Here is a 25,491-nt window from a genome sequence, read left to right as displayed (position 1 = left end):
AGGAGGATTAACCCGTGATTCATACAAGGCATATCCAGAAGACGCTTGATAAGCTTAGGCGCCTGGAGGGGATTTATTGGCCCTACATCTTCGAGAAAGTCGACGAGCTCGAGGTTCGATTCTGGGAGACCGACGAGCATCTCTATCAGGTGCCGACCGAGAATGAAGCCTGGATTCCGGCCGCGAGCGGACAGGAGTGGGGCAAAGCTTGGGGCTCGGCGTGGTTCAAAGGAAGCTACTCCATTCCGGATCGGCTCGCGGGGAAGAACATCTACATCCGGGCGGAGACGGATGGCGTGGAGTCGTTCTTCTGGGTAGACGGCAAACCTTCCGGTATATTCACGCATGTCAAAGAAGCGGATAATCGGGGGAACCATCATACGCTGCTGTTGACCGCTTCGGCAGAAGCGGGACGCGGCTACGAGCTGGCGTTCGAGGCCTATGCCGGCCACCCCTGCTTCGGAACGCAGCCCCTTCAAACCTATGAATCGAATGACGGTTACCACTATCGGTTCGATCGCGTCTATCGTTCCATCGACGTCATGCTGTGCCGGGAGGACGTCCAGGCGTTCGTGTTCGACCTGCGGACGCTGAATCAATTGGCGAACGCTCCGGCCGTCGACGAGTTCAGAAGGGGGCAGCTCGTTCAAGAGCTTCTAAAAGTGTTCGAGATCGTCCTGCAGTCGCCGGAGGATGCGACGGAAGCGCAGTGGCGGCCGCTGCTCAAGGAAGCCCGCGCGATCATGGCGCCTCTGCTTGACAAGCGAGGGGGCGAATCCGGCCCGATCGCCGGTATCATCGGCCATTCCCACATGGATACGGCATGGTTGTGGACGAGGGACGAGACGATACGGAAATGCGCCCGAACGTACGCCAACGCGCTCTCGTTAATGGAGCAATATCCGGAATATACGTTTATTCAAAGTTCGGCCTTTCATGCGGAATTGATGCGGCGCCATTACCCGGATATCTTCGAAGGCATGAAGCGCAGAATCGCGGAAGGCCGCTGGGAACCGAACGGCGGCGTCTGGGTGGAAAGCGACTGCAATCTCGTATCCGGCGAGACGCTTGTGCGGCAATTCATCAAAGGACAGCGTTATACGAGGGAGCACTTCGGCTACACGGCCGACACGTTCTGGCTGCCGGACACGTTCGGCTACAGCGCGGCCATTCCTCAGATCATGGCCGGGGTGGGTATCCGTTATTTCCTGACGACCAAGCTGTCCTGGAATGACACGAATTCGTTCCCTTACGATACATTCCGTTGGCGTGGGCTCGATGGGACGGAAGTGCTCACGCACTTCAACTTCATCCACTGCTGGCCGGATGCGGAGTCGCTTATCCAGCGCATATACGGATCTGCGTACGGAAGCAACGGCGCGAGCGTTCAGAACGATCAGCGGTCACGCCCTCGCAACAATAAGAGGCTCGTCTCCTACGGCTTCGGCGACGGCGGCGGGGGACCTCAGTATGAAATGCTGGAGATGGCACGGCGAGTCGAAGATTTAGAAGGTGTCCCGAGAGCGGCCCATACGACGGTCAGCCGGTTCATGCAAGAGATGGAGGCGTCGTTCATCGATCCGCCCGTGCATGCCGGCGAGCTCTATTTCGAAGGTCATCGGGGCACGCTGACGCAGATGCATCAGATCAAACGGAATAATCGCAAAGCCGAGTTCGCGCTTCGCGATTTGGAACTCGCGGAGGTATGGAACAGGCTGAGCAGCGGTATATGGGATGAGAGAATGGCAGCACGCCGTGAACAGTATTACGAGACGCTGCTCATTAACCAGTTCCATGATATTTTGCCGGGCACGTCGATTCCCGAAGTTCATGACCGTGCCGTGCAGGAAGTGGGAGAAGTCATTGCCGGGGCGGCCGAGTCGACGGCCGCGCTGCTGTCGGAGACGAACCATGAATCCCGGGCGGATACGATTACGGTATGGAATACATTAGGCTGGCAGCGGGATGAGACCATTGCGGTCGAAGGGGTGCCGGAGGGGCTGGTTCCGGCGGATTCCGAGGTCGTGAGCCAGCGGATCGTGGACGGAAGCGGCAGAACGAAACTGCTCTTGGCCGGGGTCGGTTGTCCGGCGATGGGAGCTAAGCGCGTTCGGCTGGAGAATGGTGCAAGGAGCGCAGCGGGTACAATGAGCGCAGCAGGCACAAGGAGTACAACGGGTACAGTGAGTGTACCAAGCGCAATGAGTGCAACAGGCACAAGGAGCGCAGTGGGTACAATGAGCGCAGCCTCTCCTTTCGTCATCGGAGACGAGAGCATTGAGACGCCGTACGCGCGCGTGGTGTTCGATAACGATGGCTATATCGCATCGTTCGTCGATAAGAAGTCGGGCCGCGAGCTGCGAAGACCGGGCGGGAATCCCTTGAATGCGCTTCTGATGGGCGAAGACCTTCCTTGGGCCTGGGACAATTGGGACATCGACCGCGACGTGTTCGGCAAGCTCCAATTGCAGACCGGGCTCCAGAGCCGCGAAGTGGTTGCCAACGGTCCGTTGCAGCTGCGCATTCGTGCAGCTTATTCGATCGGCCATTCTTCCTCCGTCAGGCAGGACATTGTGTTTCATTCGAACACGCCGCGCGTCGATTTCGAGACAGTAATCGATTGGCAGGAGAAGCATCAGCTGCTGAAGGTTGGTTTCGACGTGGATGTGCTTGCGGACCGCGCCCGGCACGAGGTGCAATTCGGCCACGTTGAGCGCCCTACGCATACGAATACCTCTTACGATCAAGGCATGTTCGAAGGCTGCGCGCACAAGTGGACGGACTTGTCGGAGAATCGCTTCGGCGTTGCCCTGTTAAACGACTGCAAATACGGCGTTTCCGTCTTCGGTTCGGATATTCGGCTCACCTTGCACAAAGGCGGCACGCATCCGGATCCGCGGGGAGATCAAGGGATTCATGAGGTCACGTATGCATTTCTGCCGCATGAAGGCGGGTTCACGGCGGAATCGGTCATCCGTCCGGCGTATGAATTGAACGTTCCCCTTACGGCTGCCTTCGGCTCAGCCGGAATCGAAGCGCCTTCGCTCGCGGCGGTCGACGCAACGAACGTAATCATCGAGGCGATCAAACCGGCGGAGGACGATGATGCATTCGTGCTTCGCCTGTATGAAGCGGAACGATCGGGTGTCAGAGGAGCGAAATTGAAGCTTGGCCTAGTTTCGAGCAAGGTCGCGGTCACGAATCTGCTGGAGGAAGAGATTCAGGTGCTTCTTCCGGACGATTCGGGCGCGTATGCGCTGGATTTCAAGCCGTTCGAGATCAAGACGGTAAAAGTATATTTCTAGACGGTAGATGTGGGTTCATCCACAAACCATTTCACACAAAACAAGCCAGTCCGATCGCAGGCTGATCGTCTTCTCGCTTGCCTGTCTCGTTCCGCTTCTTCACACGGTTGCCGTCTCGTTCAGCGATAAGGCCGCGGCCGATGCGGGACGGGTACTGCTTACGCCGATCGATGCCACTACGGCTAGCTATGCTAAAGTGCTCGATGACGGCCAGTTCTTCCATTCGTTCTATATTTCAATCAAACGGGTCGTGCTCGGCGGTCTATTGAATTTCGTGCTGACGATCATGATGGCCTTCGCGCTTGCCAAGGACAGCAAGCAATTCCGGATGCGCAACGTCTACATGCGGTTCGTCGTCTTCACTATGCTGTTCAGCGGCGGCATCGTGCCGTGGTTCATGACGGTCAAGTCGTACGGCCTGCTCAACTCGATATGGGCGCTCGTGCTGCCCCATGCCGTGCAGACGTTCAACGTCATCCTGCTGATGAACTTCTTCCGCAACCTGCCGAAGGAACTGTCCGAAGCCGCCGAAATCGACGGCGCAGGACCTTGGTACATCATGATTCGCATGTTCGTTCCGCTGTCGCTTCCGGCGATCGCGACGGTTACGCTGTTCAGCATCGTGTTTCATTGGAACTCGTTCTTCGACGGCTTGATCTTGATGAACAAGCAGGATCAATATCCGCTGCAAACGTACATCCAGACGCTGGTCGCCCAGCTGAGCGCGCAAGCGATGACCGGCATGTCGCCGGAGCAGCTGGCGCAGGCGATGGCCGTATCGAACCGGACGTTCAACGCGGCGAAAATCATCATTTCGATGATTCCGATCATGCTGATCTACCCGTTCATCCAGCGTTTCTTCATTCACGGCATTACGCTCGGTTCCGTCAAGGAATAGCTTGGCGCCATGCACCGCTAGGACATTCGTTAAACTCACAGTTTAGCGAATGATCCAAACGGTGCATTTTTGTCTGCTTTGGATTCGGTTAGCCGATTTCGGTTTTCGGAAATACGCGTATTTTGGCGAAATATAGCGCAAATCCTGACAGGCTGTTGTCGAATGTATCTGTGCGTTCCACTTATGGGAAAAAATACAATCAAAAATAAAGAAGGAACATCTTTTTCGATGCAGAAGCTTATTATAAGACATAAAGTAAACGCTTACATAACTGCGTCCAGGCAGATATATAGATGACAAGAATTCTCATGATGTTGGAGGGTGATGAGGTGCATATTTACAAGGCAGCTGATTGCATACAGCAAGATGAGAAAATCGCGTTGAGTAAAATATCCGATCACGCAGTCGAACCGGAGCATACCCACAATTTTATCGAGCTTGTCTACATCCTGCATGGCTCGGGAATCCAACGTATCAATGAGCACAGCTACAATGTCAGGCGAGGCGATTTCATATGGATGAATGTCGGGGACAGACACTCCTTCCAGGCGGAGAAGGGCACGCAGTACATGAATATTCTGATCGAAGCCGACTTCTTAAGCGAACAATTGACGTCGCTGGGCCCTGACGGCGGCTTCTTCTCCCATCGGATGTTTCAAGAATTCCAGCATTCTCTGCAGCGTTCTTTCCACCATATCCGGTTCCAGGGCAAGTCGATCCTGGAGCTGGAGGAGCTGCTGGAGTCGATGTACAGCGAATACACGGCCAAGAAGAACGGCTATCGCGCGATGCTGCGCGGTTACACGACGCTGCTGCTGGCATCCGCGTTCCGCAGGATGCAGGACAATTTCGAACATGAGTCGGCGATCGATTTCCACGACTTGCTGCCCAAGCTGCTTTCCTACATCGAGCAGCATTACGCCTCGCCGATTACGCTTCGGGACCTGGCTAGAGAAAGTTATTATTCGCCGCAATATATCAGCAAGACGTTCAAATTGTACTGCGGGTATACGTTCACCGAATACGTGCAGGAAGTGCGGCTCCGCGAAGCGAAGCGCATGCTGCTCGAGTCCGGCGAATGCGCCGTCGCGATCGGCAAGAGCGTCGGCTATCACGATAAATCGCAATTTTACAAGTTGTTCAAGCAGTACTACGGCTTGACGCCGCTGCAGCTGAGAGAGCAGGCATCCAAACGATGAACCGGTTCCGGTACCGGCTTGAAACGCGTGTTCAACCCTGCAAACAATCGCATAAGCAGCGCCCAAAAAAGTCCCGCGCGGGGCTTTTTTTGTTTGCGCAATCTCGAAATTTGGCGAATTTTGTCATGGAGTAGACGATCTTTGCTTGTTGCCGACAGGCTGTTGAAATGTTTGATGTCCCACATAATAATGATGGTGAGTCCAAAAAACTCACAGACAAACAAACAAAAATATTGGAGGGTTGTGAATGAAGGTAAAGAGAAGGTTTTTGGCAGCTGTTCTTGTAACCGCTCTCATTTTGACCGCAGCGCTAACCGGGTGCGACAGCGGATCGAATTCCGGTTCCAAGTCGAACACGGCGAACAATTCCAAGAACGATGCAAACAAGCCCGCGACGACCGACACCACGAACAACGCATCCACGAACGACGCAGCGACGAACGACGCATCCACGAACAACACAACGAACAACACAACAACGGACAAACCTGCAGATGGGCAAATCAGCGAATTCCATCAATCCTCTTACTTTGACGGCAAGAACCTGCCGGACGTGAAAGACCGTTTGCCTGCCGATTACAAGATCACCAACGAAATGAACGAGGATCAGCTGAAATACGAAGTCGGTACTTACGGCGGAACTTTGAGAACGGTTACATCCGTAGCGAACTGGGATGCCGACGTGTTCGTCATGGATAACGAGCCGCTGCTCAACACGCCGAGTATCCTCGGCGAGAAAATTACCGGCAACGTGCTGAAGGATTACTTGCTCAGCGACGACCAGAAATCCATCTCGTTCCAAATGCGCCAAGGACTGAAATGGTCGGACGGCGTGCCCGTAACGACCGAGGATGTCCGGTTCACGGTCGAGGACGTGCTCAATAATCCGGAGCTGACCCCGATCTTCCCGCTGTACCTTCGTTCCGGAGGCGTAGCGGAAGGCGCGCCGATGAAGCTGGAAGTCATTGACGACTACAACTTCAAGCTTACGTTCGATCGTCCGTACGGCGGCCTCTTGATTCGCTTGGCCATTCAAGGCTGGCGCGGATATACGGAGCTGCTCAAGCCTGCTCACTACCTGAAGCAATTCCACAAGAAATACACGCCGCTTGCAGATATGGAGCCGGCTATCAAGGCAGCCGGATTCAAAAAAGGCGAGTGGGTCAACCTGTTCAACTACAAAGATATCACGAACTGGAAATTGAACCATTCCGAAGCGGTTGGCTTCCCTGTGCTGTACCCGTGGATGGTTACGAAAGCGACGAAGAGCGTGACGACGTATGAACGCAATCCGTATTACTTCAAAGTCGATACGGCCGGCAACCAGCTGCCGTACATCGATAAGATCGAAAGCACGCTCGTCAACGACATTGAAATGGTCAGCTTGAAGACCATTGCCGGCGAAGTCGACTTCTCGCGTGAATCGGCAGCGCTCGTGAAGATGCCGCTGTACAAAGAAAACGAGAAGAACGGGTACAAAGCCTTGCTGAACAATATGCACGTGACGCCGACAGACCTCTTCCTCAATTTGACGTACGACAACCCGAACTGGCAGAAGGTCGTTCAGGATGTCCGTTTCCGCAAAGCGCTCAACATGGCCATTAACCGCCAAGAGCTGATCGATACGATCTACTACGGCTTTGCGCAGCCGGGCAGCATCGAGGATCCGACGTTCGATTTGGATGAAGCAGGCAAGCTGCTTGACGACATGGGCTTGAAGAAGGACGCCAACGGCAAACGTTTAGGTCCGGACGGCAAAGTATTCACCATTCCGTTCGAAGTCGGTGCGCAAGCGCCGGACATCGTTCCTTACACGCAATTGATCGCCGAAATGTGGCGCGCGCTCGGCCTGAACGTCACGATGAAGACGATCGACCAGACGCTGTGGGGCACGCGCTTGGCGGCGAACGATATCCAAGCGACCGTCATCTGGACGCACACGCCGCTCTGGTACATGGGCGACTGGGGACAAGCGAACTGGGCGCCGGTGTGGGATCAATGGCATTCCAGCTCCGGCAAGAACGGCAAAGAACCGCCGGAAGACGTGAAGAAGTTCTACGCGAAGATCGACGAAGCGATGGCCGCCAAGCCGGACGACGCCAAGCGCCTCATCGAAGAAGTGAAGCAAATGATGAAAGACAACGTGTATTACTTCATCCCGCTCAGCGACGTGAAACAGCCGCTGATCGTGAGCGACAAGCTGCATAACATCCCGGCCGACAGCAGCTTCGCGATAGCAACCGACTTCAGCGGCGAACAATTCTTCTTCGGCAAATAACGAACTCGCGCACGTAACTCGCAGAGCCCAGCCGCGTGAATCCGTCGCGGCTGGGCTCCGGAGTTCGTTCGATCCGGTTTGCGGCGCAGCCGTTTCACCTTGAATGGGAGGGAACCGAATGATCAATTATATTTCCTATCGTTTACTGCAGCTGATCCCGCTGCTGGTCGCGATTAGCATTATCGTGTTTGTCATCATCCAGCTGCCCCCTGGCGACTTCCTGACCAACTATATCCAGCAGCTCAAGCTGTCGGGCAACGATGTGTCGGAAAGCGCCATCTTGAATTTGAAACAGCAGTACGGCCTGGATCAGTCGATGATCATGCAGTACATCTACTGGATCAAGGACATCGTGCTGCACGGCAATATGGGCCGTTCGTTCCAATTCAACATGCCGGTGGCGGACGTTATCTGGCCGCGGCTCGGATTGACGGTGACGATCTCGCTGATCTCGCTCGTATTCGTATGGCTCGTCGCGATTCCGATCGGCATTTATTCGGCCACGCACCAATATTCCATTCTTGATTACGTGTTTACCTTCATCGGGTTCATCGGCGTTGCGGTCCCTGGCTTCCTGATCGCGCTGGTGCTCGTCTATTTTATTTTTATCGAAACCGGGGTCTCGGTCACGGGGCTGTTCTCCCAGCAATATCTCGACGCGCCGTGGAGCATGGCGAGGGTGCTGGATATGCTGCCGAGGATGATTCTGCCCGTCATCGTCATCGGCATGGCGTCGGCCGCTTCGCTCATCCGCGTCACGCGGGGGATGCTGCTCGACGAACTGTCCAAGCAATACGTCATTACCGCCCGGGCCAAAGGGGTCTCGGAAGGCAAATTGCTCTTCAAGTACCCTGTCCGGATGGCGATCAACCCGCTCATCAGCACGATCGGCTGGACGCTTCCGGCATTGATATCGGGCGAGGTCATCGTCTCGATCGTCCTTAACCTGCAGACGACCGGCCCGATGCTGCTGAAGGCGCTCATGACGCAGGATATGTATTTATGCGGCAGCTTCATCCTCATCACCAGCGTCATCACGGTGCTCGGCACGCTGTTATCGGATATTCTGCTGGCGGCGATCGATCCGCGAATCCGCTTCGGAGGTGTCGGTGAATGAGCGGGTTAACGACGGTTATCAATCAACTGCGCACCCGGACCAGCCGGAAGAAGAAGTCGGCCGAGCAGCCGGACATGGACGTCGCCTCGCAATGGCAGCTGATGTGGTGGAAGTTCAAGAAGCATAAGCTGGCCGTTATTTCGGCCGTTATTCTCATCTTAATGTACCTGATCGTGCTGTTCTGCGAGTTCGTATCGCCGAACCTGTCCGATACGCGCTTCACGGCCTATAAGAACGCGCCGCCGCAGAAGATTCACTTCGTCGACCCGGACACGGGCTTCCAATTCCAGCCGTTCGTCTACGGCATGAAGGAGAGCATCGACAAGGAGACGTTCCTGCGGACCTTCGCCGAGGACAAGACGAAGAAATACCCGATTCGCTTGTTCGCGAAAGGCGAGTCCTACAAGATGTGGGGCTTCATCCCGTCCAACATTCATCTGTTCGGCATCGGCAACAAGGAAGGCTCCGCGATGTTCCTCATGGGAACGGATCAGCTTGGGCATGACCTGCTGTCGCGCATCATCTACGGCGGACGAATCTCCTTGTCGTTCGGGCTTGTCGGGATCATTCTGACGCTCTTCATCGGGCTGCTGCTCGGAGGCATTTCGGGTTACCTCGGCGGCGTATCCGATACGATCATTCAACGGATCATCGATTTTCTCATATGCATCCCGACCATCCCGCTATGGATGGCGCTGTCGGCGGCGGTGCCCCGGGACTGGTCGGCCGTCAAAATGTACTTCGGTCTTATCATCATCTTCTCGATCATCGGCTGGACCGGCCTGGCCCGCGTCGTGCGCGGCAAGATCCTCTCGCTGCGCGAGGAGGATTTCACGATGGCGGCCCGTCTGGCGGGCGCCGGCGACCTGCGCATCATCCGGAAGCATTTGCTCCCTTCCTTCGCCAGCTACATCATCGTTAACGTAACGCTGTCGATTCCCGGCACCATTCTGGGGGAAACCTCCTTGAGCTTCCTCGGCATCGGGCTGCAGGCGCCGGCGGTATCGTGGGGCGTGCTGCTGCAGGATGCCCAGAATCTGGAGACGCTCGCGCATCATCCGTGGCTGCTATGGCCGGCTGCCTTTATCATGCTCACCGTACTGATGTTCAACTTTCTCGGAGACGGACTTCGGGATGCGGCGGATCCTTATAAATAAGGAGTGGAACCTATGTCACAGCAGGACAACGTCATATTGGAAATGAAGGACGTCAAGGTGCAGTTTCGATTGGACGAAGGGCTGCTGAAAGCGGTGGACGGCGTCGACCTGCGCATCAAACGCGGCAAGACGCTCGGCATCGTCGGCGAAAGCGGCTGCGGCAAGAGCGTTACTTCCCAGGCGCTGCTGCGGATCGTGCCGAAGCCCGGCGAGGTGCAGGGCCAGATCAACCTGACGCGCAAGAAGAAGGACGGTACCTTCGAGGTCGTTGACCTTACCAAGCTCGATGCCCGCGGCAAAGAGATCCGGGACATTCGCGGCGGCGAAATCGCGATGATCTTCCAGGAACCGATGAAGGCGTTCTCGCCGATCCATACGATCGGCAATCAAATCATGGAAGCGATCCTGCTTCACTCGACGGATGACAAAGAGGAAGCTTACCGGATCGGCGTCGGCATTCTGCAGAAGGTCGGGATGTCCAATCCGGAACAGCGGATGAGCGAATATCCGCATCAGCTCTCGGGCGGCATGCGGCAGCGGGCGATGATCGCGATGGCGCTCTCCTGCAGCCCGTCCATTCTCATTGCCGACGAACCGACGACGGCGCTCGACGTGACGGTGCAGGCGCAGGTGCTGCAGCTGATCAACGACCTGAAGTCGAATCACGATACGTCCGTCATCTTCATTACGCATGATCTCGGCGTCATTGCGGAGATGTCCGACGACGTGGCCGTGATGTACTTGGGCAAAGTCGTGGAGTATACCGACGTCGATACGCTGTTCCACAATCCGAAGCATCCGTATACGCGGGCGCTCCTCAACTCCATTCCTTCGGTGATGCGGGAGAGCAAGCGGCTCGAATCGATCGAGGGAACGGTGCCGTTTCCGATGAATCTGCCGAAGGGCTGCGGGTTCTATACGCGCTGCAAGCTGGCGAAGGACGGCGTGTGCAATGTCGACGACGTGCCGCTTATCGAAGTGGAGAAGGGGCATTCCGTCCGCTGCCTGCTGGTGGACTCGGTCTAACATATATCTTTCGCGGAGGTGGTTCCATGACGCAAGAGGAGTTTGTACTGGACGTCCGTTCGATGAAGAAATATTTTCCGATCAAGCAAGGCTTCATGAAGAAAACCGTCGGCTTCGTAAGAGCCGTCGACGATGTTCATATTCAGATTCGGCCCGGCGAAACGCTCGGCCTGGTCGGAGAATCCGGCTGCGGCAAGACGACGCTCGGACGGTGCGTCCTGCGGGCGATCGAGCCGACCTCGGGAACGACGCTGTTCCAGAACCGGCAAGGCGAAGTCAAAGACGTCATGAAGCTGAACAACCACGAGCTGCGGGCGATCCGCCGGGATATGCAGCTGATCTTCCAAGACCCGTACTCCTCGCTCAACCCGCGAATGACGGTGCTCAGCATTATCGCGGAGCCGCTCATTTGCAACGGCATGGCCCGGGGCGACGCGCTCAAGGAACGCGTCATGGAGCTGATGGAAATGGTCGGCTTGAACAGCCGGCATCTGGAGCGGTACCCGCATGCATTCAGTGGCGGGCAGCGCCAGCGCATCGGGATCGCGCGGGCGCTGGCGACGAATCCGAAATTCATCGTCTGCGACGAAGCGGTGTCGGCGCTCGACGTTTCCGTGCAAGCCCAGATCATCAATCTGCTGCAGGATTTGCAGGAGAAATTGCATTTAAGCTATCTGTTCATCTCCCATGACCTTGGCGTTATACAGCATATTTCCAATCGGGTCGGCGTCATGTATGTCGGCAAGATGGTGGAGACCGCCGCGACGAAGGAATTGTTCAAGAACCCGCAGCATCCGTATACGGAAGCGCTGCTGTCCGCCAAGCCGATGCCGGATCCGCGCAAGAAATCGAACCGGATCATTCTGGCAGGCGAGGTTGCCAATCCGGCGAAGCCGCCTTCCGGCTGCTACTTCCACCCGCGCTGTCCCTATGCGCAGGACATCTGCAAGAGCCAGGCGCCCGAATGGAAGCAGGTCGGCGAAGGACATTATTCCGCCTGCCACTTCGCGGGCGAGCTGCAATTGCAAGGAGCTGTCGCCCAATGACGGCCATCGCCCTGATTTTGCTCGTCTTCATGGTTTGTTTGTTTCTGATCATGCTCGCTTCCATCTGGTACATGCGCTTCATGATGGCCAAGATCTTCGGCGAGAAGCATGCCGATCTCGAGCATATCACGTCGACCGGCATGATCCCGGAGCGTTGGTCGCTCAAGCATACGAAGAAGATGATCCGTCTGCAAGAGCAGGGGGATGCCGCCGCGCTCGGCATCGCGCAGCGGCTGGCCGCCCGCAGTTACGTGCGCAAGCTCCGCCGGTTATCGGCCTTTGTCAAGAAAACCAATCTCGTCGAGAACGAAGAGACGCGCCAGCTCATGCTGCGCAATATCCGGGAGGTTTCTCGCGAGTGGAGCGAAGAGGTGAGGGATGGATCCATTACTGCAGGAACATAGAAGGCAGACGCTGGCCGGATTCTTGTCCGTGGGACTGACCGTCATCCTCTCCGTCCTCGGCATATTCGACTGGCTGGCGATACGGGGGGCCGCCATCGACGTGTTCTCCTATATCGGCGTGGATCCGTACGCATGGCAAGCGGTCGAATACGGCACGTTCATTACGCTTGGCATCATCTGGCTCGCGTTCGTCTATTACGCGCAGCATTATTTGAAGAAACGGGCCGACGCGGGCAGGATTTGGTCGTCGTTCACGAAGCTGTTGGCCGTGCAGCTTGCGGTTCTGTTCTTGTGCGAGATGATTGTGTTCGCCATGGACCGGAAGAAGAATCCGGGGGACGATTGGCTCTTGGCTGCCGCCGAAGCCGTCTGCGCGCTGGCGCTGTTCATGGTGTCTGTCTTAATAGCGAAGAGGGCGGTCCCCTCAGACCAATGACCAGTACGGGAATCAACCCGTTATAAGGGGGAAGATCATGCTCGTCGCGGAAAGATACCAGTACATTCTACGGATGGTAAACGAGAAAGGAAGCATCCGCGTCGCCGAGCTTAGTCAATTGTGCAAGGTTACGGAGGAGACGATTCGCCGCGATCTGGATCGATTGGAAGGCGAAGGCCGGCTGCTTCGCAGCTATGGCGGGGCGATTCGCATCGTGCCGCAGTCGGAAACGCCCTATTTGCTTAGAGAGACGGTTCATGTGACGGAGAAACAGCATATATCCACGGAAGCCGCCACATTCGTCGAACCTAACGAACGGATCGTGCTGGATGCAAGCACGACGGCTTGGCATCTTGCCGCGCAGCTGCCGGATATCCCGCTGACGGTGGTGACGAATTCGCTGAAGGTCGCGTTCGTGCTCAGCGAGAAGAAGAATGTCGTCGTCATCAGCACCGGCGGAACGCTCGTCCCGAACTCGCTCTCCTTCGTCGGCCCTTTGGCGGAGCAATCGCTGGAAGAGTATTACGTGGATAAGGCGTTTATTTCCTGCAAAGGCGTGCATATGGAGCGCGGAATTTCCGAGTCCAACGAGCTGCAGGCCAGGGTGAAAAGGAAGATGGTCGGGATGGCGGAGCATGTGTACCTGCTGGCCGATTACAGCAAATTCAATACGCAGGCGTTTACGACGATAACCGGCTGGGACCGGATCGACCATCTCATCACGGATGCGCAGACGCCCGCCGAATACGTGCAGCAGCTCCGGCGGCGGTCCATCGACGTCATTCAGCTGCCGGATTGAAGGAGCGTGCGATCATGGAACGGAATGCCGGCTTGGATATCATCCGCAGCAGCGCCATACTGCTCGTCTTGTTCTGCCATGGGCTCGGTTTCTTCTTCATGTCCTATCACGATTGGAATCCGCTCAACTATGTGACCGGCTATTTGGGCGTGGAATTGTTTTTCGTGCTGAGCGGCTTCTTGATCGGGCGAATCCTGCTGCAGGAGATCGTGGAGAACGGCTCCTTGTCCCGGCTGGGCACCTTCTACGTTCGCCGCTGGTTTCGGACGCTGCCGCTCTACTTGCTGGCGGTAGCCATCACCTATCTGTTCGTCACGCACCATATGAATCTGACGAATCTCGTCTTCCTGCAAAATTTCAACGAGTCGCATTTGGCCTTCCTGCCGATCTCGTGGAGTCTATCGATCGAGGAATGGTTCTACCTGCTGATGCCGGTACCGCTGCTGCTCGCGGGCAAATTCCGCCGTAAGCCGGCGGCTTTCTTCGTCGTCTCGGCGCTGCTCATCGCGTTCTTCCCCATCCTCAGAATGTTCGAAGTGCACAACAATCAGCCGCTGTGGGATTACGGGGTTCGCAAGCAAATCCCGCTGCGTCTCGACAGTCTGGTGTTCGGCGTCATGCTGGCAGGGGTCAAGACCTACCATGCGGCCTTTTACCGAAAATATCTTACCGGCAAGACGTCCTTGCTGATCGCGGTTGCGGGGCTTGCCTATTTCAGCGGCTACTTGGTGTACAAAGGGATAGCGGAGCAGACGATGGATCATTCCTGGTTCGACCGGACGCTGCTGTTCAGCGTGGTGTCGTTGTGTATCGCGCTGCTGATCGCAGTCTTCGAGACGCATATCCCGCGCATGGGGCGGCTGCCGAAACTCCGCGGCTTCATCGGTTTCATCAGCGCCCAAAGCTACGGCTATTACTTGTTTCATTGGAATCTGTTCGTCTGGTTCAGCAAGGAAAATACGACGTCCAGCATCGGACACAGCTTGTATCTGCTCGTATTCGCGCTCATCATACTGATTGCGTTTAACTTCGTCGCCCATCGCTACTTCGAGGTGCCGATCATGAAACTGAGGGACCTCATCACCAAGAAATCAAAGCGTCCCGCGGTCGATTCGCCGGCTGCATGGGGCAATGAACCGCTTAAGTTCGATTGACTTGCAAGCAAGAAGAGGGGAGGGAGCGGGCGATGACCGCTTATGTCAAACCCATGGTCGACACCGCCGGCATCGTCAGCGCGATCAGCCATCATCTCGGGGAAGGCGCGACGGGCATTGCGCCCGTAAGCGGCGGGAATTTAAGCAGCGTGTTCGCGTTCAGCCTGAACGGCGCGGCGTATATCATTAAATTCAGCGATATGGAACATGCATACGAGACGGAAGGCTACGTCTCGAGACTGCTCAGACAGCAAGGCATTCCGTTCCCGAGGTGCATGGGGCAAGGGAAGGCCGGCCTGCTGGCGTATTCGATTCTGGAGCGCATCCCCGGCCGCAACCTTGTCGACTGCACGGCCGAAGAGCAGTCGCTTCAGCTGCCCGAACTGATTCGCATGCTGACCGCAATGAACCATATGGATGTCGGGGCGACCGGCGGCTTCGGCTGGATCCAGCCCGACGGCAACGGCGCATTCCCCGCCTGGCGGGATTATGTCGTTTCGTTCTTTGCCGACGAACAAACCGGGTTCTGGGAAGGGTGGCGCGAAATCCCCGGCTTGGAGCAAGACGTCGTCGATGAATGCTATCAGCGGCTGCTGGCCTACTCGGTCTACAATGAGCCGCATCGTCATTTCATCCATGGCGACGTGTCTCCGTGGAACATTCTATCGGATGGCCGGCGGATCACCGGGATCATCGACGGCAACTTCGCCTATGGCGATTTTATCGTAGACGTGGCTACCTTGAAGATCATGATGGGGGAGACGGACGTCGTGAAGGCCTACCAGGAATGCAGCGAGAAGCTGGGGATCGACATTCCGGATTTTCAAAAACGGATGATCGGCGCCTATTATTTCAAGGGACTGGACGGCCTTCGTTTCTTTGCCAAGATGGGACGGGACCGGGACTATCGGTACATGCGGCAATTCCTGCTATCGTTAACGAGCTAACCGCGGTGAATTATAAAGGAGGCTGTTAGTCGTGGCACTGTTCATGGTCAAGGATGTGACATGCGAATACCGGTCGGAGGCGCTGGGCATCGGCGCGGAGCGCCCGCAATTCAGCTGGCGAATCGAATCGGACCGCCGCGGAACGCAGCAGAGCGCCTATCGGCTCAGGGTTGCCGGCAGCGACGGGGATTTCGGCTCGCCGCTCTGGGATACCGGACGCGTAGATTCGGAGCAGTCGATTCAGCTCTCCTATGACGGACCGAAGCTGGCATCCCGTACCCGCTATTACTATCAGGCGATGGCGTGGAATCAGTCCGGCGATCCGTCCGATTGGAGCGAGACCTCCTGGTTCGAGACGGGGCTGCTCGGCAGCGATGAATGGACGGCCCGCTGGATTACGCCCGATCCGCGCGAGATCGACCCGCAGTCGGAAGCTTCGTACCTGCTCCGCAAAGGCTTTGCCTTGGATAAGGAAATCGCGTCGGCGCGCATCTATGCAACGGCGGCCGGCGTATATGAGCTGTTCGTCAATGGGGAGCCGGTCTCGGAGGATTTGCTCGCGCCGGGCTGGACCAGTTATTCAAGCCGGCTGCAATATCAGACGTACGAGGTGACGGGGCTGCTGCGGCAAGGAAGCAATGCAATCGGCATTCATCTCGGCGACGGCTGGTACAGGAGCGGCCTAGGCTTCGAAGGGAAGAATTTCCGATACGGCGAGCACCGGGCGGCGCTCGTGCAGCTGCATGTCGCCTATCAAGACGGTACGGAAGCCGTTATCTCGACCGATGACAGCTGGAAAGCGCAGATCGGGCCCGTACTCTATTCCACGATCTATCACGGCGAGACCTATGACGCGCGGCGCGAGCTGACCGGCTGGGCCGGACCGGATTTCGACGAGGACGAGTGGAAGCCGGTCGAAGCGCTTGACCTGAAGACGGATGTGCTGGCGGCGCAGGAGAATTGGCCGACGCGGGTAACCGAGACGATTCGTCCGGTTGCAAGCTTCGTGACGCCGGCCGGCGACCATGTGCTTGATCTGGGGCAGAACATGGTCGGCCGCATGCGGTTCACGGTTACCGCGCCGGCCGGCACGTCCATCGTGCTCAGTCACGCGGAGGTGCTGGGGCAGGACGGGAATATTTACTTCGGCAATCTGCGTTCCGCCAGGCAGCAGGTCTCGTATACGGCCAAGGGAGAAGGCGCGGAGAGCTACGCGCCGCACTTCTCGTTCATGGGCTTCCGCTACGTCAAGGTAGAGGGTTTCCCCGGTGCGGAGAACGGGCTTCCGCTGGATGCTTTCGCCGGGGAAGTGATGCATTCCGACATGGAGCCGACGGGAACATTCGAGTGTTCGGACGAGAGGGTCAACCGGCTGCAGGCCAATATCAAGTGGGGGCAGCGGGGCAACTTCCTCGACGTGCCCACCGATTGTCCGCAGCGCGATGAACGGCTGGGCTGGACGGGCGACGCGCAGGTGTTCATCAGCACGGCGTTGTTCAACTACCAAGGGGCGCCGTTCTTTACCAAATGGCTGCGCGACTTGAAGGCGGAGCAGCATGCGGACGGCGGCGTGCCGTTCGTTATTCCGGACGTTATCGGCGGCGCGAACTCGGCGGCCTGGAGCGATGCGGCTGTCATATGTCCGTGGACGGTCTATCAATATTACGGCGACCGGCGGTTGCTGGCGGAGCAATTCGAGAGCATGAAGGCCTGGGTGGAGTTCATCCGCGCGCAAGGCGAGCAGGAATACTTGTGGACCACGGGCTTTCATTTCGGCGATTGGCTTGCGCTGGATGCCAAGGAGAACAGCTACATCGGAGCGACGCCGAGAGAGCTCGTGGCAACGGCGTATTACGCCTATTCCGCGCGCATCGTGCGGGATGCGGCGCAGGTGCTCGGCAGGACGGAGGATGCTCGGCGTTACGGCGAGCTTCACCGGCATGTCGTGCAGGCATTCCGCGACGAGTTTATGTCGCCGAATGGCAGAATGACTGCGCCGACGCAAACCGCCCATGTGCTGGCGCTTATGTTCGATCTTGCGGGAGAGCAGGTTCGCGGCCGGGTTGCCCGGGATTTGAACGAGCTGATCGCCGAGAACGGCTGCCATCTGACGACCGGCTTCGTCGGTACGCCATACTTGTGCTTCGCGCTGTCGCAGAACGGCTATCACGACACCGCCGTGAAGCTGCTGCTGCAGACGAGCTACCCGGGCTGGCTGTATTCCGTTTCCAAAGGCGCGACGACGATTTGGGAGCACTGGGACAGCATCAAGGACGACGGTTCCTTCTGGAGCGACGACATGAATTCGTTCAATCACTACTCCTACGGCGCGGTCGGCGACTGGATGTACCGGAAGGTAGCGGGACTGGATATGGATGCAGCCGTGCCGGCGTTCAAGCGGATTCGGATCGAGCCGATGTTCGGCATGAACAAGCTGACGCATGCAAGGACTTCGCATCTCTCCATGTATGGGCGGATCGAATCCGGCTGGGGCATCGAGAACGGGAAGCAGATCGAAGTAACGGTGCGGATTCCGGCCAATTGTACGGCGGAAGTGATCTTGCGCGGAGCGGCAATCGCAGACTTAAAGGAAGGCGGGCAGCTGGTCGGGACCGTTGAAGGGATCCGCTCTGCCGTCGATACGCCAACGGGCGCCAAGCTTGAAATCGGCTCCGGCACCTATCGGTTCGCCTATGAGAACGGGGAGATCTTCCGCAATCGCTACAATGCCGATTCGAAGCTTGAAGAGTTGTTGGCCGACGAAGCGGCCGCAGGCGTGCTCCAGCGCCATATTCCTCAAGCGCTGACCGGACCGGCCATTCACTTCGTGAAGAAGCTGAGCGTGCAGCAGGTATTCGAGAATCCGATGTCCGCGATGACGGAGGAGCAGTTTAACGCCATATTGAGTGACTTAGCGGCCATCGGCTGATAGTTGATTGTTGCTGCATGGCGTTCCGGAGATCGAATAGACGGCATGATGACAGCCCGCCGTTTGCTGCGTACGCGCAGCAAATTGGAGGGCTGTTCGTGTTGTTCGGTGTCTTTCAACAAAAATTAATTAATTTCATTATTTTAATTATTTCATCTCATTAATTAAAATTTGTTTACAAAATAATAGTCGTGGCCTATAATCTTCATGGAAATGTAAGCGTGAACAAGCGTGAACAAGCTTGGTTCGGCAAGACGATGAATTCCCCATCTTCGCCTGAAGAAAGGAAGTAGGCCGACATGGCATTGGCGCATCTGGAATTTTTCTCGGAAACGTTAGGCATGCAAAGCGCGATCGACGTCATTCTGCCGGAGCGGGCGCGAGGCCAGGTCGGGCTTGCCCAAGGCGGTATTCGCCCGCCTTATCCGGTTCTTTATTTGCTGCACGGCGCTTCGGACAACCATACCTGCTGGCAGAGATTCACGTCCATCGAACGGTATGCGGCCAACAAAGGGCTTGTGATCGTCATGCCGGACGTTCAATTCAGCTTCTATTCGGATATGAAGCACGGCTTCAAGTATTTCACCTATCTAGCGGATGAATTGCCGGAGATCGTCAAAGGGTATTTCCCGATCTCGGATCGGCGGGAAGATACGTTTGCCGCGGGGTTGTCGATGGGCGGTTACGGCGCGTTCAAGCTTGGCATTCGCTGTCCGGAACGGTTCGCGGCCGTGGCGAGCTTGTCGGGAAGCTTGAATCAGCGCAGCCGAATCGCGACGGATTCGGAAATGCTCGGTTTCTCCAATCCGATTCTTCAGCAGATGGCCCGGCTGACGTTCGGGACGAGGGAGGAATACGATGGCAGCGATAATGATCTGGCCCATGTGCTCGAGCAATTGCTTGCTAGCGGCGCCAAGCTGCCGAAGTTCTTCCAGGCGTGCGGGAGCGCGGATTTCAATCTGGCGATCAATCATGCGTTTCGCGACCAATTCGCGGGAAGAGCGGATCTCACCTACGTCGAAGCGCCGAATGAGGGTCATGAATGGCGCTATTGGGATGCGGCCATCCGCGATGTACTGGATTGGCTGCCGATTCGCCGAGAGCTGTGACATCATGAGGGCGGGAAGCGTGCATCGGGGAAGCGGGGAGCTGATCTGCAAGTCGATATGATTTCAAATCGAAGGAGCGAACAAGATGAAATATGCGGTAGTGACCGGAGCGGATCGCGGTCTTGGCTATGCGATGACCGTACGGCTGCTGGATGCGGGCTATGCGGTATTCGCGGGGAGTTATTTGGCCGACTGGCCCGCGCTTCATCAGCTGCAAGATGAGCGGGGCGGGCGATTGGTCGTGCTTCCGCTCGACATTTCAAGCGGAAGCAGCGTCAGCGAGGCGGCGGCGCGCATCGCGGAGCGGACGGGCCGGCTGGATCTGCTCGTCAACAACGCGGGCATCGCGGGCGATCATGCCGGTCAAATTTTCGGCGACATCGATTACGAGAAGATCGAACAGATTTACCGCGTGAATGCGATGGGGCCGCTGCGGGTGACGCAGGCGCTCGGCGCGCTGCTGCTTCAGGGCGAGGATAAGCTCGTGGTGAATATCTCCTCCGAAGCGGGACAAATCAACCAAACCTGGCGCGAAGGCTGGTACGGATACTGCATGTCGAAGGCCGCTTTGAACATTCAATCCAATATTCTTCACAATCAGCTGCGCAAGCACGGCGGCAAAGTGCTCGTTATCCATCCGGGCTGGATGCAGAGCTACATGAGCGGCAAATTGAACGAGAAAGCGGCGATCACGTCCGATGAAGCGTCGGCAGGCATTATGAATGTCATAACCGGCTATTTGGCCGAAACGAACGAACGCGAACATCCGGCATTTCGGGACTATGCAGGCTCCGAGATGAGCTGGACGTAAAAGGGGGAAGCTGGCATGAGCGTGAAGGAATCCAGCAGCGCATTGCTATTGGGAGATTTGACCGCGCCGCGTTACCATCCTTTGCAAGCGGCGATGGAAGAGATACGGACGATCTTCGGAGAGGAGGAACTGGCATGGACCGTGACGGAAGATTACGGCTGCCTGCGCGGTTCCGAACTGGCGCCTTTCGACCTTGTCGTCTCTTATTCCGATGCGTGGAGAAGCAAGAAAGCGCGGGAAGAGGTCGCAGGACTGCTTGGCTACGTCAGCGGCGGCGGGGGACTGCTCGTCATGCACAACGGGATCTCGCTGCAAGCCGATCCGGAGCTCGCGCAGCTGATCGGGGCTCGCTTCACCGGCCATCCCGAATACACGTCGCTGCCGTTTCATCCTGCCGAAGGAGCGGCCGAGCATGAGATCATGCAAGGCATCGAGCCCTTCACGATCGACGAGGAGCCGTATCGTTTCCAGATGGACCCGATCGGCGAGACGACGATTCTAATGGAATACGAACATGAAGGAGCGAGATGGCCTGCGGCGTGGGCGCACGCGTTCGGCCTCGGGCGCGTCGTCTATCTGATGCCGGGTCATCATAACCCGTCCTTCCTGAACCCGGCTTATCGTCGATTGATCAAGCAAGCGGGACTATGGGCGCTGCGGCAGACGTAGCCCGGCGGAAAAGGCGTCATCGGATAACGATGACGCCTTTTCTCTACGCTTTGCGAACGGTCTTGCGGTATTCCTCCGGCGTAACGCCCTTATGCCGCTTGAACATCTGGCAGAAGTAAGACGAGCTCAATCCGCCGACTTCCGCTGCGATTTCTTGAATCGGCTTGGACGTGTTGGCGAGCAGCGAACAAGCTTCTCTGACCCGGCGAAGCCGAATATGGTCCGATAACGTCATGCCCGTCGAGGCTTTGAACAAGTGGGACAAGTGATAGGGGGATAAGAACAACGCCTCGGCGATTTCGTCCAAGCGGAAGGGCCGGCGGTAATGCTGCTCCACCCATTCCATAATGGTTTCCACATGCTTCAATGCCCGCGGGCCCGACTGCGTCTGAGACTGGGAGAGGCTCTCCTTGAACACGGATCGCTGCAGCAGGCGAAGCAGCTTCAGCATCGTGAGACCGAAGCTTTCCTCGCGTTCTTCGGGCGGTTCATGGAGGACGAGCTGAAATTCTTCCAATAGCCCGACTAACGGGTTTTCCGCTTGCAGCGTGAAGATTTGCTTTGACAAATTGCCCTTCCAAATGTGTTCGTAGAATCGCAGCAATCCGGGGAAAGGCGCCAAATAAGCGGCTAACACATGCGGATCAAAGGTGAGATTGGTGCGCACGTAGGCGATATCGGCGTTGAAAGGCACATCGACTAGATGAAGCTGATAGGGCTGCAACCAGAGCAGGGTTCCTTGGCCGATCGGGTAATGGCTGCCGTCCAGCATGACCTCTCCCTCGCCTTCGTAGATATACAGCAGTTCAATGCCCGGATGCGCATGGTAATAGCGGGATTGATCTGACTTTCGCTTGTGATTAAAGATAAAGGAGCCGAATTCGTAGGCGATCGGAACAACGTATGCCATCGTGTGATTACCCTCATATTCGCAATTTACCTCTATAATAGCACAACAAATCTAGGATGGATCGCACCTATACTGGAGGAAGAAAGCAAAATAGCTCGATCCACTAGGAGGCATCGCCCATTCATGAATTGGACAACTGCAATCGAACAGACGCTTCGCACGACGATCGCGAATTTGAGCCGCTTCAAGACGCGATTCCCGCATGTCAGCAACGGCGACGGCAAATACGAGCTGTTGGACCATACGAGCTGGACGGAAGGATTTTGGTCGGGCATCTTATGGTTGAGCTATGAATACACGAACGACGAGGCATTCCGCGAGGCTGCCGTCCAAAGCGTGGCTTCCTTCCGAGAACGATTGGAACAGGACAAGCAGCTGGACCATCACGATATCGGGTTTCTGTACTCGCTATCCGCCAAAGCACAGTGGATCATCGAGGGCGACGAAGCGGCCAAAGCATTGGCGCTGCAGGCCGCAGACGTGCTGATGAAGCGGTGGCGGTCAGGTTCGCAATTGATTCAGGCCTGGGGAGCGGAGGGCGATCCGGAGAACGGCGGACGCATCATCATCGATTGTTTAATGAACCTCCCGCTCCTGTATTGGGCGACGGAGCAGACGGGCAATCCGGATTATGCGGCGGCGGCGCGCATGCATGCCGAGAAAAGCCGGCGTTTCCTCGTGCGCGGGGACGATTCTTCCTACCATACGTTTTATTTCGATCCAGACACGGGCCATGCCATTCGCGGCGGCACCCATCAAGGGTTTCAAGACGGCTCTACTTGGACGCGCGGCCAAGCTTGGGGCATCTACGGCTTCGCGCTTGCTTACCGTTACTTCCAGGAGCCGGCGTTTCTGGAAACGTCCAAACGGCTGGCGCGTTATTTCATCGCGCATCTGCCGGAGGATCATGTGGCGTACTGGGATTTCGACGCCCCGCAGACGGGCGGCACGCCGCGGGACAGTTCGGCATCCGCGATTACCGCTTGCGGCCTGCTGGAGATTGTCGGTCATTTATCCGGCGACGATCCGGAGCGGGAAGTATTGCTTGCGGCTGCGCAACGGTCGATGGGCAGCTTGATCGAGCATTATTTTACGGCGGGGAGCGAGACCGAAGAAGGCTTCCTGCGTCATGGGTCGTATTCGGTGAGAGGCGGCGCATCGCCCGATGATTTCGTCATTTGGGGCGATTATTTCTTCCTTGAAGCGTTGATGCGGCTGAATAGCGGTGTTCCGGGCTATTGGTACGAGCGCTGAGGCTGGACTTTATTGAACGCGTAATACGAGCAAAGACCCCGCCGGCGATGTGCCGGCGGGGGTTATTTTGTTCCAAGGATTAGTGGGAAGAACCCGTCTCCAGGAACCGAAGCTGTTCCGGCGTCAGCAGCAGATCCCCGGCCGTGCAGCTGTCGCGCATGTATTCCGGCGTCTTCGATCCGATAATCGGGAAGACAAGGAACGGCTGCGACGTCAAATACGCGAGCGCAATGACGGTGCCGGTCGTTCCGAGCTCGCTTGCCAGCTGCTGGACGCGATCCAAGAGATCGAAGCAGCGATCGTTAAAGAAGGTCCGTTCCACGTGGGCCGAGCTTCCTTGCGCACCCGCTGCTTGTCCGCGCGCATACCGGCCGCTGAAGAAGCCGTTCGCCTGCGAGGAGAAGGGGATGACGGCCATGCCGGTTTCCGCATAGTAGCGCCGGTCTGCTTCCAAGTCATCCGTCTCCGAGCCGGTATAATAGCCGGCGAGATTCCAATACGGCTGATTGGCCACGAACGGGGTCAGTCCATTGGCAGCCGCATAGGCCTGCGCTTTCTTGATCCGCTCCACGGTCCAGTGCGAGCAGCCGATATGACGGATTTTGCCGGCAAGCACCTGGCTGTGGAGCGTTTCCATGATTTCTTCGACAGGCCTGCTCGGCTCATCGCGATGCAGCCAGTACAGGTCGATATAGTCGGTGCCCAGCAGCTGCAGGCTTTCATCGATCTCTTGATGAAGGACGTCTCGTCCGAGTCTGGCTTGGTGCGGCGTTTCCTCTTCGGGATGCCCGCCCTTGGTGGCGAAAACAAGCTTCTCGCGGTTGCCCCGTTCCTTCATCCACTCGCCGAGCCGGGTTTCGGTCAAGCTTCTTCCCATGCCAAGCCAGTTATCGTAGGAATGCGCCGTATCGATGAAATTGCCGCCCAGCTCCAAATAAAGATCAAACAGCCGGAACGCATCCTCGCGGGACATGCCTCCCCCGCAGCCGCCCGTCCCCATGCAGATGACGGAAGCGTTCAAGTCCGTACCCGGTATGAACTGATATCGCATTTCTCCCATGACCTCCCCATAAATAGCATAGTCGTTGCATCAACTTGAGCATGCCATGTTTTGCGTGGCGTGGCAATGTACAATAACGAACGCCAAGTCGAACTCGCGGCCTCGCGGCATAAGCTAGAGCAGACGGGAATTTTCTACGGCGAGAGGGGCATGCCCATGGACAACAACATCCGGACCGATTTCAGCGACGCGATGTCTTACGGGGACTATCTGCATTTGGACGACATTCTGTCCGCGCAGCATCGGCTCTCCGGTCACCACGACGAAATGCTGTTTCTCATTATTCATCAAGCAAGCGAGCTGTGGATGAAGCTGATCCTTCACGAGCTGTATGCCGCCGCCGAGAGCATCCGAGGCGGCGATCTCGAGCCGTCGTTCAAAATGCTGTCGCGCGTATCGCGCATACAACAGCAGCTGACGCAATCGTGGAGCATCCTCTCGACGCTGACGCCTGCCGAATACATGGGTTTTCGCCATTCATTGGGGCAGTCCTCCGGCTTTCAGTCCCATCAGAACAGGCTGATCGAATTTGCGCTCGGCAATAAGAACGCCCGTATGCTGGCGGTCTTCCGGCACAAGACGGAGCTGTACGCGCAGATGCAGGAGGCGCTTCGGGCGCCGAGCCTGTACGACGCGGCAATCGGCGCATTGGCGACGCGCGGACTGCCCGTCGATCCAGCGGCGCTGAACCGCGATTGGTCGCTCGACTATGAGCCGAACGCGAGCGTGGAAGATGCGTGGCTGACGGTGTACCGCGACGTGGACCAGTACTGGGACCTGTATGAACTGGCAGAGAAGCTTGTCGATATCGGCAGCCAACAGCAAATTTGGCGGTTCAATCATATGACGACGGTGGAACGGATCATCGGCCATAAGCAGGGGACGGGCGGGTCGTCCGGCGTGACGTATTTGAAAAGGGTGCTGGATCAGCAGTTCTTCCCCGAACTTTGGAGTCTGAGAACGAAGTTATAGCCGGATTCGCC

At 57.0% G+C, this 25,491-nt stretch carries 21 protein-coding genes; 19 read left to right on the top strand and 2 right to left on the bottom strand.

What is annotated here, in order from left to right:
* Positions 1 to 14 precede the first annotated feature (14 nt).
* The 17 genes from GZH47_RS10155 (at position 15) to GZH47_RS10075 (ending at position 21,284) form a co-directional block, all read left to right on the top strand.
* Positions 15 to 3,305 (top strand): alpha-mannosidase, encoded by a 3,291-nt coding sequence (locus GZH47_RS10155; protein WP_162639991.1) that lies wholly within the window; start codon positions 15 to 17, stop codon positions 3,303 to 3,305.
* 7 nt (positions 3,306 to 3,312) lie between these two features.
* The gene (locus GZH47_RS10150; RefSeq protein WP_162639990.1) at positions 3,313 to 4,203 is read left to right on the top strand and encodes a carbohydrate ABC transporter permease; all 891 of its coding nucleotides are present in this window, start codon (positions 3,313 to 3,315) and stop codon (positions 4,201 to 4,203) included.
* A 380-nt stretch (positions 4,204 to 4,583) separates the two neighbouring features.
* Positions 4,584 to 5,402, top strand: a complete 819-nt coding sequence (locus GZH47_RS10145) for an AraC family transcriptional regulator (protein ID WP_162639989.1) — start codon at positions 4,584 to 4,586, stop codon at positions 5,400 to 5,402.
* Between the two features lie 247 nt (positions 5,403 to 5,649).
* Entirely contained in the window at positions 5,650 to 7,680 is a 2,031-nt protein-coding gene (locus GZH47_RS10140) for an ABC transporter substrate-binding protein (RefSeq protein ID WP_162639988.1), read from the top strand.
* Positions 7,681 to 7,798: 118 nt separating this feature from the next.
* Positions 7,799 to 8,797 carry an ABC transporter permease gene (locus GZH47_RS10135; protein WP_162639987.1) on the top strand — a complete coding sequence of 333 codons (999 nt, stop codon included), beginning with the start codon at positions 7,799 to 7,801 and terminating at the stop codon, positions 8,795 to 8,797.
* Positions 8,794 to 9,954: an ABC transporter permease gene (locus GZH47_RS10130; protein ID WP_162639986.1), complete on the top strand. Its 1,161-nt coding sequence runs from the start codon at positions 8,794 to 8,796 to the stop codon at positions 9,952 to 9,954. The genes GZH47_RS10135 and GZH47_RS10130 overlap by 4 nt, the downstream gene beginning before the upstream one ends.
* Before the next feature lie 12 nt (positions 9,955 to 9,966).
* On the top strand, positions 9,967 to 10,980 hold the full coding sequence (locus GZH47_RS10125; RefSeq protein ID WP_162639985.1) for an ABC transporter ATP-binding protein: 1,014 nt from the start codon (positions 9,967 to 9,969) through the stop codon (positions 10,978 to 10,980).
* A gap of 26 nt (positions 10,981 to 11,006) precedes the next feature.
* Positions 11,007 to 12,026, top strand: coding sequence for an ABC transporter ATP-binding protein (locus GZH47_RS10120; RefSeq protein WP_162639984.1), 1,020 nt, complete (start codon positions 11,007 to 11,009; stop codon positions 12,024 to 12,026).
* Positions 12,023 to 12,430: a hypothetical protein gene (locus tag GZH47_RS10115; protein WP_162639983.1), complete on the top strand. Its 408-nt coding sequence runs from the start codon at positions 12,023 to 12,025 to the stop codon at positions 12,428 to 12,430. The genes GZH47_RS10120 and GZH47_RS10115 overlap by 4 nt, the downstream gene beginning before the upstream one ends.
* Positions 12,405 to 12,866, top strand: a complete 462-nt coding sequence (locus GZH47_RS10110; RefSeq protein ID WP_162639982.1) for a hypothetical protein — start codon at positions 12,405 to 12,407, stop codon at positions 12,864 to 12,866. The genes GZH47_RS10115 and GZH47_RS10110 overlap by 26 nt, the downstream gene beginning before the upstream one ends.
* A 37-nt stretch (positions 12,867 to 12,903) precedes the next feature.
* The gene (locus tag GZH47_RS10105) at positions 12,904 to 13,665 is read left to right on the top strand and encodes a DeoR/GlpR family DNA-binding transcription regulator (RefSeq protein WP_162639981.1); all 762 of its coding nucleotides are present in this window, start codon (positions 12,904 to 12,906) and stop codon (positions 13,663 to 13,665) included.
* 14 nt (positions 13,666 to 13,679) lie between these two features.
* Positions 13,680 to 14,819 carry an acyltransferase family protein gene (locus tag GZH47_RS10100; protein ID WP_162639980.1) on the top strand — a complete coding sequence of 380 codons (1,140 nt, stop codon included), beginning with the start codon at positions 13,680 to 13,682 and terminating at the stop codon, positions 14,817 to 14,819.
* A 32-nt stretch (positions 14,820 to 14,851) separates the two neighbouring features.
* Positions 14,852 to 15,766: an aminoglycoside phosphotransferase family protein gene (locus GZH47_RS10095; RefSeq protein ID WP_162639979.1), complete on the top strand. Its 915-nt coding sequence runs from the start codon at positions 14,852 to 14,854 to the stop codon at positions 15,764 to 15,766.
* Positions 15,767 to 15,797: 31 nt separating this feature from the next.
* Positions 15,798 to 18,695 carry a family 78 glycoside hydrolase catalytic domain gene (locus tag GZH47_RS10090; RefSeq protein WP_404823769.1) on the top strand — a complete coding sequence of 966 codons (2,898 nt, stop codon included), beginning with the start codon at positions 15,798 to 15,800 and terminating at the stop codon, positions 18,693 to 18,695.
* A 299-nt stretch (positions 18,696 to 18,994) separates the two neighbouring features.
* A complete protein-coding gene (locus GZH47_RS10085; protein WP_162639978.1) occupies positions 18,995 to 19,804 on the top strand; it encodes an alpha/beta hydrolase in 810 nt (269 codons plus the stop codon).
* Positions 19,805 to 19,889: 85 nt separating this feature from the next.
* Complete coding sequence (locus tag GZH47_RS10080; RefSeq protein ID WP_162639977.1) at positions 19,890 to 20,615, top strand: SDR family oxidoreductase; 726 nt, start codon at positions 19,890 to 19,892, stop codon at positions 20,613 to 20,615.
* A gap of 15 nt (positions 20,616 to 20,630) precedes the next feature.
* The gene (locus GZH47_RS10075; protein ID WP_162639976.1) at positions 20,631 to 21,284 is read left to right on the top strand and encodes a ThuA domain-containing protein; all 654 of its coding nucleotides are present in this window, start codon (positions 20,631 to 20,633) and stop codon (positions 21,282 to 21,284) included.
* 43 nt (positions 21,285 to 21,327) lie between these two features.
* On the opposite strand, the gene GZH47_RS10070 is transcribed toward GZH47_RS10075, so the two are convergent.
* Positions 21,328 to 22,194, bottom strand: coding sequence for an AraC family transcriptional regulator (locus tag GZH47_RS10070; RefSeq protein WP_162639975.1), 867 nt, complete (start codon positions 22,192 to 22,194; stop codon positions 21,328 to 21,330).
* 123 nt (positions 22,195 to 22,317) lie between these two features.
* Between GZH47_RS10070 and GZH47_RS10065 the strand changes: the two genes are divergently transcribed.
* Positions 22,318 to 23,448 carry a glycoside hydrolase family 88 protein gene (locus GZH47_RS10065; protein ID WP_162639974.1) on the top strand — a complete coding sequence of 377 codons (1,131 nt, stop codon included), beginning with the start codon at positions 22,318 to 22,320 and terminating at the stop codon, positions 23,446 to 23,448.
* Between the two features lie 79 nt (positions 23,449 to 23,527).
* Here GZH47_RS10065 and GZH47_RS10060 read toward each other — a convergent pair whose 3' ends face one another.
* Entirely contained in the window at positions 23,528 to 24,499 is a 972-nt protein-coding gene (locus GZH47_RS10060; protein ID WP_162639973.1) for an aldo/keto reductase, read from the bottom strand.
* 159 nt (positions 24,500 to 24,658) lie between these two features.
* Here GZH47_RS10060 and kynA point away from each other — a divergent pair, with 159 nt between their 5' ends.
* Entirely contained in the window at positions 24,659 to 25,480 is an 822-nt protein-coding gene (kynA, locus tag GZH47_RS10055) for a tryptophan 2,3-dioxygenase (protein WP_162645167.1), read from the top strand.
* Positions 25,481 to 25,491 lie beyond the last annotated feature (11 nt).

Source organism: Paenibacillus rhizovicinus (assembly GCF_010365285.1).
In the GTDB taxonomy this organism is placed as follows: domain Bacteria; phylum Bacillota; class Bacilli; order Paenibacillales; family Paenibacillaceae; genus Paenibacillus_Z; species Paenibacillus_Z rhizovicinus.
Note: the sequence above shows the minus strand (reverse complement) of the source record. Positions and strands in the feature narration are given on the sequence as shown.